Annotated in this window: 15 protein-coding genes; 1 reads left to right on the top strand and 14 read right to left on the bottom strand. The window is 39.8% G+C overall.

The window, feature by feature from the left end; all coding sequences use genetic code 11:
- Positions 1–57: 57 nt before the first annotated feature.
- The 14 genes from AC3B5D_RS06960 to cysS form a co-directional block, all read right to left on the bottom strand.
- Entirely contained in the window at positions 58–609 is a 552-nt protein-coding gene (locus AC3B5D_RS06960) for a hypothetical protein (RefSeq protein WP_489840748.1), read from the bottom strand.
- A gap of 117 nt (positions 610–726) precedes the next feature.
- Positions 727–1,551 (bottom strand): 23S rRNA (guanosine(2251)-2'-O)-methyltransferase RlmB, encoded by an 825-nt coding sequence (gene rlmB / locus AC3B5D_RS06965; protein WP_489840747.1) that lies wholly within the window; start codon positions 1,549–1,551, stop codon positions 727–729.
- A complete protein-coding gene (locus AC3B5D_RS06970) occupies positions 1,535–1,960 on the bottom strand; it encodes a Mini-ribonuclease 3 (protein WP_489840746.1) in 426 nt (141 codons plus the stop codon). The genes rlmB and AC3B5D_RS06970 overlap by 17 nt, the downstream gene beginning before the upstream one ends.
- A 61-nt stretch (positions 1,961–2,021) precedes the next feature.
- A complete protein-coding gene (gene pyrE / locus AC3B5D_RS06975) occupies positions 2,022–2,642 on the bottom strand; it encodes an orotate phosphoribosyltransferase (protein WP_489840745.1) in 621 nt (206 codons plus the stop codon).
- 3 nt (positions 2,643–2,645) lie between these two features.
- Entirely contained in the window at positions 2,646–3,353 is a 708-nt protein-coding gene (pyrF, locus tag AC3B5D_RS06980) for an orotidine-5'-phosphate decarboxylase (protein ID WP_489840744.1), read from the bottom strand.
- Positions 3,354–3,376: 23 nt separating this feature from the next.
- A complete protein-coding gene (locus AC3B5D_RS06985) occupies positions 3,377–4,321 on the bottom strand; it encodes a dihydroorotate dehydrogenase (protein WP_489840743.1) in 945 nt (314 codons plus the stop codon).
- 58 nt (positions 4,322–4,379) lie between these two features.
- Positions 4,380–7,556, bottom strand: a complete 3,177-nt coding sequence (carB, locus tag AC3B5D_RS06990; protein WP_489840742.1) for a carbamoyl-phosphate synthase large subunit — start codon at positions 7,554–7,556, stop codon at positions 4,380–4,382.
- A complete protein-coding gene (locus tag AC3B5D_RS06995) occupies positions 7,549–8,634 on the bottom strand; it encodes a carbamoyl phosphate synthase small subunit (RefSeq protein ID WP_489840741.1) in 1,086 nt (361 codons plus the stop codon). Before AC3B5D_RS06995 ends, carB begins: the two co-directional genes overlap by 8 nt.
- A 9-nt stretch (positions 8,635–8,643) precedes the next feature.
- Positions 8,644–9,921 carry a dihydroorotase gene (gene pyrC / locus AC3B5D_RS07000; protein ID WP_489840740.1) on the bottom strand — a complete coding sequence of 426 codons (1,278 nt, stop codon included), beginning with the start codon at positions 9,919–9,921 and terminating at the stop codon, positions 8,644–8,646.
- A gap of 1 nt (position 9,922) precedes the next feature.
- Entirely contained in the window at positions 9,923–10,825 is a 903-nt protein-coding gene (locus tag AC3B5D_RS07005; protein WP_489840739.1) for an aspartate carbamoyltransferase catalytic subunit, read from the bottom strand.
- Positions 10,826–11,095: 270 nt separating this feature from the next.
- On the bottom strand, positions 11,096–12,052 hold the full coding sequence (locus tag AC3B5D_RS07010; RefSeq protein ID WP_489840738.1) for a KpsF/GutQ family sugar-phosphate isomerase: 957 nt from the start codon (positions 12,050–12,052) through the stop codon (positions 11,096–11,098).
- Positions 12,036–12,890 (bottom strand): 3-deoxy-8-phosphooctulonate synthase, encoded by an 855-nt coding sequence (kdsA, locus tag AC3B5D_RS07015; RefSeq protein ID WP_489840737.1) that lies wholly within the window; start codon positions 12,888–12,890, stop codon positions 12,036–12,038. Before kdsA ends, AC3B5D_RS07010 begins: the two co-directional genes overlap by 17 nt.
- Positions 12,891–13,082: 192 nt before the next feature.
- On the bottom strand, positions 13,083–13,562 hold the full coding sequence (locus AC3B5D_RS07020) for an S-ribosylhomocysteine lyase (protein WP_489840736.1): 480 nt from the start codon (positions 13,560–13,562) through the stop codon (positions 13,083–13,085).
- 360 nt (positions 13,563–13,922) lie between these two features.
- Entirely contained in the window at positions 13,923–15,338 is a 1,416-nt protein-coding gene (gene cysS, locus AC3B5D_RS07025) for a cysteine--tRNA ligase (RefSeq protein WP_489840735.1), read from the bottom strand.
- 144 nt (positions 15,339–15,482) lie between these two features.
- Between cysS and AC3B5D_RS07030 the strand changes: the two genes are divergently transcribed.
- Positions 15,483–16,499 (top strand): aldo/keto reductase, encoded by a 1,017-nt coding sequence (locus AC3B5D_RS07030; RefSeq protein WP_489840734.1) that lies wholly within the window; start codon positions 15,483–15,485, stop codon positions 16,497–16,499.
- The last annotated feature ends 87 nt before the right edge of the window (positions 16,500–16,586 follow it).

A 16,586-nucleotide genomic window follows, 5' to 3' on the forward strand; every position in this document is an offset into this window, starting at 1 on the left:
GCTCTTCCTAATTTCTATTTTCGTAACTTAAAGTGTATCACTTTTATGATGAAACGACTAGTTATTTTTCATTTCTAATGCATACAGTTGTTGCCATTTACGACGAATACCATAACACCAAGAACGTGATCGTTTGATTCGTCGAGCCGCTTCTGTCATACCATAACCACGTACTAATAATAACACTAATTCACGTTCCTTAGCAGGTAACGTGACATACCATTCTAAAATAAAACTAGCCAATCCTTGTTGCTTCGTTACAAATTGTTCACATGCTTGTTGATCAACATATGGCAACACGTCATCAGTCATCACAGGAATTTGAAAATCTAACACCCGATACTCACACCGCCATAATTGCACGATATGCGTTTGAAGCGCTTGTTTGTAATACAATGTCAATGCGGCCCATGTTTGGTTATGTAACAGACGTAAGGTCTTATGAAGGACAACACCACATTCATGACGCCAGTCAAGTGGCTGTTGTCGTGACCGTTGTTGTTGATAAGTCTTCCAAATCAATCCCTCAAATTCACATAAAATCGTTTGAAATGCGATGTCATCACCTGCTTGGGCTAATGGAATTAAACTTGCTCGATTTTTACGCACATGGTTCACCTTCCTTATTAGTGTAAGAAAAGGATACTAACAAATCATTGTTTTGCCATGTTTATTTGTAACAAATAGGCTAGTTAACTAACCAATATGCTGTCTTAACATACGCAATTATGACAATGGGTGGCGACTATTATAACCTTGATAAATAAGCAAACTAGCTGCAACAGAAGCATTCAAACTTTGTACATGTCCAATCATCGGAATCGTTAAGGTTTCATCAACAGACTTCTTTAATAGTGTTGAAATACCCTTGCCTTCATTACCAATAATCAGTGCTGTTGCGCCTTGAGCATTCCAACGACGGTAATCTTGTCCATCCATATCAGTACCAAAAATCCAAACACCACGCTCTTTTAATTGCGCAACAGTTTGTACTAAATTCGTCACACGAGCGACTGGTACGTGCTCAATTGCGCCAGTTGACGTTTTAGCAACGACTGAGGTTAATTGTACAGCTCGCCGTTTTGGAATAATGATACCATGAACACCAGCAGCATCTGCCGTTCGCATGATTGAACCTAAGTTGTGTGGATCTTCAATAGAATCAAGGACTAAGAAAAAAGGTGCTTCATCTTTTTCAGCAGCTTTCGCAAATAAATCATCAATCGTTGCATATGCATATGCTGCAATTGATAACACAACCCCTTGATGATTTTCACCATTCGTTAATTCATCAAGTTTTGCTTTGGGTGTTTCTTGAATAACTAATCCTTTTTTCTTCGCTAACGTTGTGATTTCATGACGAACCTTATCAGCTAAACCATTTTGCAACCAAACTTTATTAATCTCAGTTCGACCTTTTAAAGCTTCCACAGCGGCATGATGACCATACACAAATTCAACTTGATCATCATCTTGTTGTTCATGTGATTGACTATCACGTTGGTGCTTTGGTCGGTGATTTGTTTGTTGCCTATTATTTCGTTGTCCCATGATTAACTGTTCGCCCACTTTCTACTTGTTCATAAATCCATGCAATAAGTTCTTCCAAACGTGCTGTTTGTTCACTTGCACCAAGATAACCAATCACGGCTTCAAAACCGGTTGAAATACGATAAGTCACCACATCCGTATTTTTGGCCTTGGTATGCGAATTTGCATTACGGCCACGTTTAAAATACTGATATTCTGTCTCAGTATAAATCCCTTCTGCTTCAATTAACGCATATAATGCGGCATGTGCCTTGGCTGAAACATATTTCTTTGATTCACGTTGTAACTTGGCAGGCTTTGTAATACCTTTTGCTAATAGGTGTTGTCGAATATAAACTTCATAGACAGCATCCCCATAGTAGGCCAAATCAAGTCCATTAAGTTGTTCATAATTTATCTTTTCATTCATGTTTCCTATCATAACATTTTATGTGCTGAAAATGGATACAAACTCATCAAGATAGCACGTGTTATACCAGAGTTTGGTGCCATTTTCTAATCAACTTTAATTCAGCAGGCGTAATTTTACCTTGTTGTTGTGCAACTTGCAGTAAACTAGAAAAATTGGTCAATGATGAAAATGTTGTTTGAGCTGCTGCAAAATTCTTTGCTGCTACTGGCAATTCATAAGAAAAAATAGAAACAACACCGAGGACATCACCACCTGCGACACGTGTTGCTTCAACCGCACCTAATACTGAGCCACCTGTTGAAATTAAGTCATCGATAAGCACAACTTTTTGCCCAGCAGTCAACGAACCCTCAATTTGTTTACCTGTCCCATGATCTTTAGGCTTTGAGCGAACATAAATCATTGGTAACGCTAATGCCTCAGCGACCCACGCCGCATGTGGGATGCCAGCTGTCGCAACGCCGCCAATAACAGCAACGTCCGGATAATTTTTTTTGATCAATGCCACTAGACCAGCAATAATGATACGACGTGCTTTTGGAAATGAAATTGTTTTGCGATTATCAGTGTAAATTGGACTTTTTATACCAGATGCCCAAGTAAACGGATCGTTAGGTTGTAATTTTACTGCTCCAACCTCTAACAATGCAGCCGCGACGTCATTTTGATAATTTACCATGTTTTATCCCTCATAAAATTCTTTCATAACCTGTTGATAAGTATTAACTGGATTCACTGCTTGAGTAATCGAACGACCAACAACAATGCCATTGGCCCCACGGTGGCGTGCTTGTGCTGGTGTCATCACACGACTTTGATCACCTTTATCATCTCCTAATAGTCGAATACCTGGTGTAATTGACAGAAATGTCTCATCCGTTGCTAAATGAATGGCTTCACTTTCATAGGCTGATGAAATCACACCTGCCATACCCGATTTCGCAGCTAATTTTGCCAAATGAATCACTGAATCATTCAAAGACACTGCTAACTGTTGCGTCTTTTGTAATTCAGCTGCTGTAAATGACGTTAATTGTGTAATTGCCAATAGCTTCACATGACTATGCGTCAATAACGTCGCTTCTTTAGCCGCTGCTAACATGCGTTCACCACCAGCTGCATGTAATGTTAAATAATCAATGCCAAGTTGCGCCAAATTTTTGGTTGCTTGACCAACAGTATGTGGAATATCGTACAATTTTAAATCAAGAAAAACCGTGTAGCCTTGTTCTTTTAAATCCAAAACGAATCGTGGCCCTTCCCGATAAAATAATTCCATGCCGACTTTCAATGCTAACGGTTGTTTTTTTGGAAATGACTTCAAAAAACGCCAGGCAACTTTAGCATCTGGAAAATCTAATGCAATAAAGATTGGTTCTTGATCATTCATACCTATCCCTCACTTAATTGTGTCTATTCAGATTCACTAGTTGGCAATTTGCGTAATGCTCCTGTGACATCACTGACCTTATCAAAATGATACTTGTCAAGTGCGTCTGGTAGCGCTTGGATTAATTTTTGTAAGAACTGTGGGTCAGTTTTGTTACCAATACCAACTTGAACAGCTGATGCACCCGCTAACATTAATTCAAGCGCATCATCAATGGTTAAGACACCACCAACCCCGATAATTGGAATATTGACAACCGAAGCAGCTTCCCAAATTAATGCAACGGCAAGAGGATGGATTGCCGTTCCTGATAAGCCACCTTTACCACGATATAAACGTGCTGAACGTGTCGTTAAATCCAAACTCATGCCAACCAAAGTATTGATCATCGTTAATCCATCAGCACCCGCCTTTTCAGCCGCTAATGCTAGCGGCTTAATATCAGTTACATTCGGTGATAACTTTGCGTAAATGGCTTTGTCAGTAACTGATCTTACTGCCGCAATCACTGATACAACACCTGCCTCAGTCACACCAAAAGCACGACCACCCTCATCAACATTTGGACATGACAAATTTAACTCGATCGCATGAATGGCTGGTAATTCATCAATCGTTTCTGCTAACTGCACAAATTCACCAACAGTTGCACCAGAAATCGATAGCATTTTGGGTAGATCTGGTAGTTTATCTGTTAATGCTGGTATAAAGTCTGAAACGACTTTTTCAATACCTGGATTAGCTAAACCAACTGAATTCAACACACCAGCTTTAGTATTGATAATCCAAGGTTGTGGATTACCTTTTCGAGGCTTAACAGTCGTTGTTTTTAGAACCAATGCACCTAGTTCATTTAAATCAAAATCATCCAAATGGTCCAATCCGTAATAAAATGAACCTGATGCTGGCATAAATGGATTTTTAAGCGTCAAACCTGGTAATGTCACTGCGTATCGTTCGTCATTCATCAGTTAAATCTCCTTATATAAGCACTATAAAATTGGGACAACAAAATTTTTTACTATTCTATGCAGGGGTAATTGTAAATGCCTGTGATTCCAACACGCTTAACAATGCCTTCACTGTATCAAATGCTGTAAACAATGGCACAGCATTTTCAATCGCAGCATTACGAATCAAACGACTATCGTTGACTGTAACCACATCTTGATGGGTCGAATTAACAACGAGTTGCAACATGCCTTGGCTTAATGCAGTAACGGCATTGTGATCAGTCTCGCTGATTTTATCTAGCACTTGCACATGTAGTCCATGCTGCATAAAGTATTTTCCCGTCCCCGCTGTCGCAAATAATTGGAAACCCAATTCATTGAAACGTTTTGCTAAGGCCAGTGCTTCAACTTTATCTTCATCTGCAATCGTAAATAGCACATTTCCTGCATGTGGGATTTTAATATTTGAAGCAACAAAGGCCTTATACAAAGCTTTTTCAAAAGTCTTATCCGAACCCATCACTTCACCCGTTGATTTCATTTCTGGACCTAAGAGTGAGTCCACTGCGGGCAATTTTGTAAACGAAAAGATTGGTGATTTCACGTACACCATCTTCGGCTCAGGAACAAGACCTGTTTCAAAGCCCATTGTGGTTAGTTTTTCACCCAACATCACCCGTGTTGCTAATTGTGCTAATTGCAAATGTGTCACTTTTGAAATGAAAGGCACTGTTCGTGAAGCACGTGGATTAACTTCAATCACATAAGCTGTATCTTCATGAATAACGAACTGCACATTCATTAATCCAATCGTGTTGAGACTCTGCGCTAGGGCAATAGATGCTGCGATAATTTCTTGTTTCACTTTGTCAGATAACGTCTGACTTGGATAAACAGACATGGAATCACCAGAATGCACACCAGCCCGTTCAATATGTTCCATAATTCCTGGTATGACGACTGTCTTACCATCTGACAAGACATCGACCTCTGCTTCAGACCCTACCAAATACGAATCAATCAGTACTGGATGGTCGTGGGAAACTTGCACTGCACGACCCATATAATCCTGCAATTCATCGGCATTGTTGACGATTTCCATCGCGCGACCACCAAGCACATAAGATGGTCTAACTAAAACTGGATAACCAATCTCTGTTGCGGCTTGTAACGCCCCTGCAATCGTCGTTGCTGTTTGACCAACAGGTTGAGCAAGCGTGAGTTGTTTAATGACTTGATCAAATTCCTCACGGTCCTCTGCACGATTCAAATTTGTAACGCTCGTACCTAAAATATTGACACCTGCTTTGGCCAATGGTTCAGCTAAATTAATCGCTGTTTGACCACCAAATTGGACAACAACACCAAGAGGTTGTTCTAAGTGAATCACATTCAGCACATCTTCCAAAGTTAATGGTTCAAAATATAATTTGTCAGATACTGAAAAGTCAGTAGAAACTGTTTCCGGATTAGAATTCATAATAATTGCTTCATAACCAGCAGCTTGAATGGCTTTCACTGCATGCACTGTCGCATAGTCAAATTCAACACCTTGCCCAATCCGAATTGGTCCTGAACCAAGTACCAAAATACTTTGTTTATTGGAAACAACCGACTCATTCTCAGTTTCATAAGTTGCATAATAGTACGGTGTTTGTGAAGCAAATTCAGCTGCAACCGTATCAACCATCTTATAAACAGGCTGAATAGCGGCTGCTATTCGTCGTGAGACCACTTGTTCCGTGGTCCAGTGCCAAATATCAGCAATGGTTTGATCAGCAAAACCATTTTGCTTTGCCAATTGTAGTACTTGTTCATCGCCCACATGTTGTGCTAATGCTTGTTCAATCTCAATCAGGTGTAATACTTTATCCAAGAAGAAATAATCTATCTTAGTCCGATCATGAATCTCATCTACTGAAACACCACGACGTAGCAACTCACCAATCATGAACAAACGATCATCACGAGCTGGCATTAAATCAGCAAACAATTTTTCAGTTGGTATGTCAGCAAAATGAATATCACGTAAACCAATCGCCCCAATTTCTAACGAACGGATCGCTTTATTCATCGCTTCCTCAATGTTTCGTCCGATGGCCATTACTTCGCCTGTTGCCTTCATTTGTGTACCAAGGCGACGATCTGCTGTTGCAAATTTATCAAATGGCCAACGTGGTATTTTGACAACAACATAATCTAACGCCGGTTCAAAAGCTGCTTTAGTTGTCCCTGTCACTGGATTAATAATTTCGTCTAATGTCAAGCCCACTGCAATCTTAGCAGCCATTTTAGCAATTGGATAACCTGTTGCCTTTGATGCCAGTGCTGATGACCGTGATACACGAGGATTGACTTCAATAATGTCATAATTGAATGAATCCGGATCAAGTGCCATTTGAATGTTGACGCCACCTTCAATCTTTAAAGCACGGATAATTTTCAAAGCAGCATCACGCATCATTTGTAATTCGCGATCAGACAACGTTTGAACAGGCGCAACAACAATCGAATCCCCTGTATGAATACCGACAGGATCAAAATTTTCCATTGATGCCACAATCAAGGCATTATCCGCAGCATCACGCATAACTTCAAATTCAATTTCTTTATAACCAGCGATGGATTGCTCAATCAACACTTGTGTTACAGGAGACAATTCAAGACCATTAGTTGTAATCGCTTTTAATTCAGCTTCATCATTGGCAATACCACCACCCGTACCACCTAATGTGTATGCTGGACGTACAATCACAGGATAACCATTCGTTTCAGCAAATGATAATGCCTGTTCAACAGTAACGGCAATCATTGATTCTGGCACTGGTTCATCCAAACGCGTCATCAAATTTTTAAATGCTTCGCGATCTTCAGCCTCTTCAATTGCCGATAATTTCGTGCCTAACAAAATAATACCAAGTTCATCTAAGATACCTACTTCGGCTAATTCCTTTGCCAGGTTTAAACCAGTTTGGCCACCCAAGGTTGGTAAAATAGCATCTGGTCGTTCTTTACGCAGAATTCGTGATAAAAATTCTAATGACAAAGGTTCAATATAGACTTCATCAGCAATTTCACTATCCGTCATAATGGTTGCTGGATTTGAGTTCACTAAGACAACTTCATAACCCTCTTCTTTTAAGGACATTGCGGCCTGAGTCCCCGAATAATCAAATTCAGCAGCCTGACCAATAACAATTGGCCCTGAACCAATCACCAAAATTTTATGAATATCTGTTCGTCTAGGCATGTTGTTTTTGTCCTTTCTTGTTAGCAACGACCATTGCGAGAAAATCATCAAATAAGTATTCAGCGTCATGGGGACCAGGTGCTGCATCCGGATGGAATTGCACTGAAAAGGCCGGTAAATGCTTCAAGCGCAGTCCTTCAACCGTATGATCATTAATTTCCTCATGCGTTATCTCTAAATCTGTCCCAATAATTGATTCTGCCGATACAGCATAACCATGATTTTGTGACGTAAAATCAATTTGATCTTTCACGAGGTTTCGAACAGCATGATTAAAGCCACGATGGCCAAACTTCAATTTATACGTTTCAGCGCCATTTGCGAGGGCAAATAATTGATGACCTAAGCAAATACCCATTAAAGGCAATTGCATTTCTAATTCACGAATAACAGGCAAAATATGAGCCACCGATTCTGGATTGCCAGGACCATTTGATAACAAAACACCATCTGGTGCCATGTCTAAAATCGTTTGTGCGTCAACATCTGCTGGGAACACCATGACATTGACACCGCGTTTCGCAAGTGAACGTAGGATTGAATTTTTTAAGCCAAAATCAATTAAGGCAATTGATAACCCTTCTGTTGGATTAACATAGGTTGTCTTCGTTGTCATTCTTGCAACTTCGTTCGTCACTGGTTGAATATCCTGTAACTGGGCGACTGTCTCTGTCGTTATTTCATCAACAATTGCTGCTTTCATCACCCCATGTTCACGAATTTCCTTAGTTAACGCACGCGTATCGATATTCGTAATTCCTGGTAAATCCATTTTTTCTGCCCATTCAGCAATTGACATTTGTTGACGCCAGTTTGATGGTCGCCGAGCAATTTCATGGGCAACAATCGCTGTTGCGGTTGGCTTTAGTGATTCATAATCATCACGATTGATGCCATAGTTACCAATCAATGGGTATGTAAACATTAAAATTTGACCAAAATAAGAAATATCGGTCAATGATTCTTGATAACCAGTCATCCCCGTATTAAAAACAATTTCACCTGTCACAGCCTTGTCTGAACCAAAACTTTCACCGGTATAAACTGAGCCATTTTCTAAAACAAGATAGCGTTGCATAACTTCCTCCTATGCTTCATAAACAATCGTACCGTCAACCACAGTCAACATCGTTTGCCCATAAACAGTTGCGCCAATAAACGGTGTGTTCACGCCCTTTGAAGCAAATTCATCAGCAGTAATTGTGTGGGCGGTTGTTAAGTCGAACAATGCCAAATCTGCTGGTGCACCGACCACAAGTTGTTGGGGATTAGGTAAATGAAAGGCTTGACTTGGTTGAATAATCATCCAATTCATTAACTGCTCAAGTGTTGCAATGCCCGATTTGACCAAATGCGTGTACATCAGTTGAAAACTTGTCTCAATACCAGTAATGCCAAACGCTGCACCAATGAATGAACGTTGTTTTTCGGCAATACTGTGGGGGGCATGATCTGTTGCAATCATATCAATCGTGCCGTCTAACAACCCAGCAATCAGTGCCATGCGATCATGAGGTGTTCGCAGAGGTGGATTCATCTTAAAATAAGCATCATCACCCGTAATATGGGTTTCGTCTAACAATAAATGATGTGGTGATACCTCAGCCGTCACATGAACCCCTTGTGATTTTGCAAAGCGAACAAGCTCAACAGACGTTTTCGTTGAAATATGAGCCACATGATAATGCACCCCTGTTGCCTGTGCCAAGACTAAATCGCGCGCTAGTTGCGCTGATTCTGCTAATGGGTCGATGCCCGGTAAGCCTAATTCAGCTGACCGTTGACCTAAATTCATTACACCCCCATTAACTAGTGATTCATCTTCTACGTGAGCAACTAATGGTCGGTGCACTTTTACGGCTGCTTTCATAGCGGCTAACATTGTTGCTGCTGTCTGCACCCCTTTACCATCATTGGTAAAAGCAACGGCACCCGCTTCAGTTAACGCTGTCATATCACTCACTTCAGCTGCTGTTAATCCTGCTGAAATAGCCGCATATTGATACAGATGTACCAGACTATTCGCATCATTATTTGCCTTAACTTGATTAAACGCTGCAGGTGTTGCTGGTACTGGATCTAAGTTAGGCATTGCCAAAACAGTTGTAAAACCCCCGCGGGCAGCAGCTCGTGTCCCTGTTGCAACTGTCTCCTTGTAAGCAAACCCTGGTTCACGAAAATGCACGTGCACATCAACGAGTCCTGGTGAGACAAAGGCGCCATTCGCATTAATGATTCGGTCAGCTGCTGCCACAATGTTATCGGCCATGTCGCTAATTTTGCCATCCACAATCAAAATATCCTGCATCACTAATTGATTATCATGAATTAAGTGCTGTGCATTTTTAATTAATAATCGCCCCATGTTATTTCTCCTCAATTAATGCTGTTAAGAGTGCCATTCGGGCATATACACCATTGGCCATTTGTGTAAAAATGCGTGATTTCTTTGCTTCAACCAACTCATCGGTAATTTCTACACCACGATTAACTGGTGCTGGATGCATCACAATCGCTGTCTTTTTTAACTTAGCATAGCGTGCATGCGTGAGCCCAAATTGTTGATGGTAATCCTTTGTTGAAAAATGTTGCGTATCGCCTGTCGTCAATCGTTCATGTTGTACGCGTAATAACATCAGAACATCTAACTGTTCCAGTTCCTGATCAACTGGCTGATAAGAACCAAATTGATTAAAGTCGGTTGGATACCATGTTTTAGGTCCCGCAAAACTAATTTTTGCGCCAAGGCGATGAAGGATTTCAGCATTTGAACGTGCTACTCGTGAATGAGACAAGTCGCCGACAATGCGTATCTTTAAATCTTTAAAATGACCAAATTGTTCATAGATTGTCATTAAATCTAGTAAACTTTGTGATGGATGCTGTCCACTACCATCCCCAGCATTCACTAACTGGGGCATTAGTTCTGATTGTTCGGCAATTAATGGTGCATACCAGTTATTTTGACTATGACGAAGGACCACAACTTGTACACCAATGGCACCAAGTGTTTTTAACGTGTCGCTTAGTGTCTCCCCTTTTTGAGTAGAACTAGTTTGTGGATTAACATAAATATTTTGCCAACCCATTTTTGCTTCAGCCATTTGAAAACTACTAGCCGTTCGTGTTGAGTTCTCAAAAAACAAATTAGCCACCATGCGCTTCTGTTGTGGCACTTGTTTTTGCCCTGTTTTATAAGCTAAGCTTGTCTTGATGAGTGACATAATGGTTGTTGTTGATAAATCATTTAGATTCACAAAATGTTGCATAACGATCTCCTAACCTGATGCTGACACAAAAAAGCCTTATGAATCCAGTGATTCATAAGGCTTGTTCTTTTAATGGTTATACAATTATCCTGTTTCTAATTGTTTACCAACTAACATGACCTTGGATAGCCTCACTGGACTACATTTAAAGGTTATTAATGATTAACATTAATATAGCATGTTCATCACACTTGGTAAACAGTTTACTTATTAAAATATTTTGGTTAAATCGTTTAACGTATTGCTATGACACGCAAAAAAATTTTTAATTTATTCATCGAGGACATCATGAATCGTTAACACACCCACGACTTCATCACCATCTTCAACAACTAAGTTTGAAATATTATGCGAAGCCATTTTCTTCCAGGCAGTACTATTACGCTTATTCACATTAATACTAATAAAGCCCTTGGTCATATAATCCGCAGCAGTCGATGACTTGACCTTTGTAATATTCAAAATTTTCTTACGAATATCACCATCAGTCACAATCCCAATAACGCGCTCATCAGCATCCTTTACCAACGTCATACCAATACCAAAATCACTGATCCGATAAATAACATCATTGATTGGGGTATCTGTTTGCACATATGGAATATTGGTATGCATAACATTTTTAACATTCTGCATTAACAATTTACCAATTGAACCACCTGGATGATACAATGCAAAGTCATCACGAGTAAACTTCTTTTCTTTTTCAATCGCAATCAATAACGCATCTCCAACGACTAATGTTGCTGTTGTCGAACTTGTGGGTGCTAATTTCGTTATGTCAGCTTCAACAGCAACATCAACAATTAGTGGGTACAGCGCTTGCTTTGCAAGTGTTGATTCAGCATCACCAGTTAACGCCACTGTTTGTAAATCTTTACCGTGAATTTGTTGCAGTGCAAAAAATGTTTGGAGAACTTCTTCTGTCTCACCACTATTTGACACAAAGAATACCAAGTCATCAGCAGCAACACGTCCTAAATCACCGTGGAAAGCATTTCCTGCATCGATAAAGAAACTGGGTGTCCCAATAGAAGAGAACGAAGCCGCAATTTTCTCAGCAATGATACCTGACTTACCGATTGCAATAAAAATCAATCGACCCGTGGTCTGAAGAATTTTTGTCACAACTTGATCAAAACTATCATCTAAGGCATCACGCACTTTTTCTAAAGCTGCTATTTCTGTATTAAACGTCTGTTTCGCATCTTTATAATAAGTTTTCATCCGCATACACCGCCTTATTCTCAAGTTGTTGTTGGAATAATTTGTTGGCTTCTTCTAAGATTGGTCGTGCCTTTGATAGATAAAGTTGACTATCTTGATCTGAGATTGCCTCGGGTGGATTTGGGTGCACTTCCGCAAAGATACCATCAATACCAATTGACAACGCAGCACGCATGAGTGGAAAGACGTAATCACGATTACCACCAGAATGATTACCATAGCCACTTGGAATTTGAACTGAGTGGGTTGCATCGTAAATGACTGGATAACCAGTTTCACGCATTTGGATTAAACTCGTCATATCAACTACTAATTGATGGTAACCAAACATCGTACCACGCTCAGTAACTAAAATATGCTCATTATCTTGTGAAGCAACCTTATTCACTGCACTCTGAATATCTTCGGGTGCCATAAACTGAGCTTTCTTAATATTTACTACGCGACCGGTCTTAGCAGCAGCTAACAATAAATCAGTCTGACGACTCAAGTAAGCTGGAATCTGTAGCACATCAGCAACCTCAGCAACTGGCGCACATTGATAAGATTCGTGGACATCTGTCACAATTGGGACGTGATACGTCTCTTTAATTTCACGTAGCACTTTAAGTCCATTTTTCATCCCTGCACCACGATCAGATGAAATCGCACTACGATTTGCCTTATCAAATGATGACTTAAAAACATAATTAATCCCTAGTTCATCCGTAATCTGCTTTAGTTCCTCGGCAACTGTTGCACATGTTTCATATGATTCAATGGCACACGGCCCTGCTAGTAAAGTTAAACGATCATCCTTAAAGCCGTATTCTTGAAAAACGTCACTAATTTTTGGCATCACATTTCCCCCGTTCTTAACTAGTAAATCAAAATAACGATTAGAAACTACTAATTTTTTAATATTATATGCTTTATGCTAACTTTTTTCAGCTTAAAGGTCTTGAATTGCATTTGATCAATACTTAAAAAAGTTGATAAACACCCAACATACCAGGTATTGACCAACTTTTATAAATGATTCTATTTACTGTTAAGCTTCAACCACATGACGGACATAAGGATCGTCAGAAAAGCCTTGTGACAAAATAATGTTGGCCCACTCTTTTGCTGAATGCAAACTATGGTCCTTAAAGTTACCACATTCTGTAGCGGTCGTAGCTGGCACATCATCCCAAGTTATTTCATCACGAATTTTACGTAATACACGGGTAAATGTTTCAGCAACTTGAGTTGGTGAGTAATCTACCCAGCTAATGATGTGAAAGCCCGTGCGGCAACCGAATGGTGAAATATCAATGATACCATCTAATTCATCACGTACTAGACTAGCAAACAAATGTTCTAACGTATGAATTCCTGCTGTTTCAATTGCTGTCTCATTAGGTTGTGTCAAACGTAAATCATAATTTACGATCTGTCCCCCATTTGGTCCTTGTTGTGTTTCAATCTTACGTACATATGGTGCATGTACCTTTGTGTGATCTAATGTAAAACTCTCAACTTCTGCCATGTTAAAATCCTCCTCGTTAGTACTTTCCTAAAATTTAACCAGCCGACATCAAACAAAAACGTCCCGCAATCATCACTGATTACAGGACGTTACCACGTGTTACCACCCGAGTTTAATAAGTTTCACTTATCCTCTAAACGCTTTAACGGACGTTCCCCGAATGGCACTTGTCATTTGCTCATGTCATGATGACTCCAAGACCATCTGGCAACAATCAATCTGTTAGTTTACACCAACCACTAACTCTCTAAAACATGATTTTGTTACACCCATCTCTTCTCAGTCGATATGGCTATGCTAAATCTTATTCACTAGCCTGTCAACCATAAAATTAGATTTCTTTGTTTTTATCATCAATAACTAATGACGGTGCCAACGTGTCCCTTGAGGCGTATCTTCTAAGATAATCCCTTGCTCAGCAAGCATATCACGAATCTCATCTGAGCGTGCAAAATTCTTATTTGCTCGTGCTTCATGACGTTCATTAATTAACGTTTCTACATCCGTTGCTAGCAACTCATCTTGTGCTAAACCATCAACACCAAAGATGCTCATCAAAGTTGCCAAAGTATCCAAAATCAGCTTAGCAGATGTTTGATATACAATTTCTTCCTGTGCATATTGATTTGCTAAATCGACTAACTCGTAAATGGCTGTTAAAGCATTCGGTGTATTAAAATCATCATCCATAGCCGTTTCAAACTGGTCAACACACGTCTTAACCTGATTAGCAATGGTTTGATCATCACCAACACCTGCTGTTGCCAAACGGAATTGTAAGTTTCGATATCCCGTACGAATACGGGCCAAATTTTGTGCTGCTTGTGACATATGATCATCTGAATATGCAATGGCACGTCGATATTGCGTAGACGTCATAAAAAAGCGTAATACCATAGGATCATCAATTTGTTGTAATAAATCATGCACCGTCACAAAATTACCTAATGACTTAGACATTTTTTCATTCTCATCTCCAACAGTCACAAAACCATTATGTAACCATTCGTTCACAAATTTTTCACCCGTATGCACTTCACTTTGCGCAATTTCATTTGTATGATGTGGAAATGCTAAATCAATCCCACCACCATGAATATCAAAATGATTACCTAAGTATTTCGTTGACATCACCGAGCACTCGATATGCCATCCTGGGCGACCCTTGCCCCATGGTGACTCCCATGAAATGGCCCCGTCACCATTTTCACTTTTCCATACTGCAAAATCCATAGGATCTTCTTTACGAGCCAATTCGGTATCATCCAAACGGCCAGCTGCATTAGACGTCATTTCATCTAAGTCTTGATGCGCTAACGCACCATAGTTTTTAAACTTTTTTGCACGATAATAAACATCACCTGCTGATTCATAGGCATAACCCTTCGCAATCAAGTCAGCGACAAAATCAATAATTTCTGGAATATGCTCAGTTGCACGTGGCCGCACTGTTGCTGGTTTAATATTTAATGCTGCTGTATCTTCATTAAAAGCGGCAATGTATTTATCTGCTAATTCAGAGACAGTGATGCCCTGTTCATCAGCTGCTTTAATCATCTTATCGTCAACATCTGTAAAATTTGACACATAATTGACTTTATAACCACGATACTCAAAATATCGACGAATCGTATCAAAAGCAATCGCTGAACGCGCATTCCCGATGTGTATATAATTGTATACAGTGGGACCACAGACATACATGTTGATTGTATCTTCATGTATTGGCTGGAATGGTTCCTTAGCCAGTGTCATCGTATTAAACATTTTAATCATATGCGTGTCCCTTTCTTTTTAAAACAATGAGTTATCTTTTACATTTTAACATAAAATAGCAGTCAACTAATTTGGACACAGTGATGATTAACCGCTACAATGAAAACGGATACATCAAACATTTAATTAGGAGGATTCTCACACATGTATCAAGCAAAGAAAACGCGCTATGACCACATGATTTACAACCGAGTTGGCAAAAGTGGTTTAAAATTATCAGCGCTAGGTTTGGGCCTTTGGCATAATTTTGGCAGTGTTGATCCTTTTGAAAATCAACAAGCAATCATTCATCAGGCATTCGATTTAGGGATAACTTATTATGATCTCGCTAATAATTATGGTCCTATTCCAGGTAGTGCTGAAAAGAATTTTGGCCAGATCATACATGGTGACATGCATGCGTACCGTGATGAAATGGTCATTGCCAGTAAAGCTGGTTATGACATGTGGCCAGGTCCTTATGGTAATTGGGGATCTAAGAAAAGCATCATTGCAAGCGCTGATCAAAGTTTACATCGTTTAAAATTAGACTATGTTGATATTTTCTATTCGCACCGACCAGATCCAAAAACACCCGTTGAAGAAACAGCGTTAGCCCTTGATCAATTAGTTAAATCCGGTAAAGCTCTCTATATTGGTATTTCCAATTATTCTGGTAATCAAACACAAGCCATTCTAGATATCTTCAATGACTTACAAACACCCTTTATCGTCCATCAACCACGCTATAACATGTTCAATCGTGGTATTGAAACAGATCTTCTCCCTGTTTTACGGCAAGCAGGTAAAGCTGCGGCTGTTTTCAGCCCACTATCACAAGGATTATTAACAGACAAGTACTTGCATGGTATTCCTGAAAATTCACGAGCTGCCAAAACAAGCAGTCCTTTCTTACATTCACAACAAGTTGCTGCAACGATTCAAACCGTACAACGACTAAATGACGTGGCAAAAGCGCGCCAGCAAACGCTATCTGAAATGGCCTTAGCTTGGGATTTACGTGAACCAGAAATTGCAAGTGTCATTGTTGGCGCTAGTCGGCCAGAACAATTGGTTGATAATGTTAAAGCCCTTGATAACTTGACTTTTAGCGAGGCAGAATTAAAGCAAATTGACCAAATTTTACAGACACAACCCACTATTGATTGGGCAGCAAAATAATTTCCAATAAAAATGACAGTCCGACAATATGTCATGGTACGAGGTATCCACCTCATTGACATAATTATCAGACTGTCATTTTTTTAA

It is taken from the genome of Weissella sp. ESL1177 (assembly GCF_058107185.1).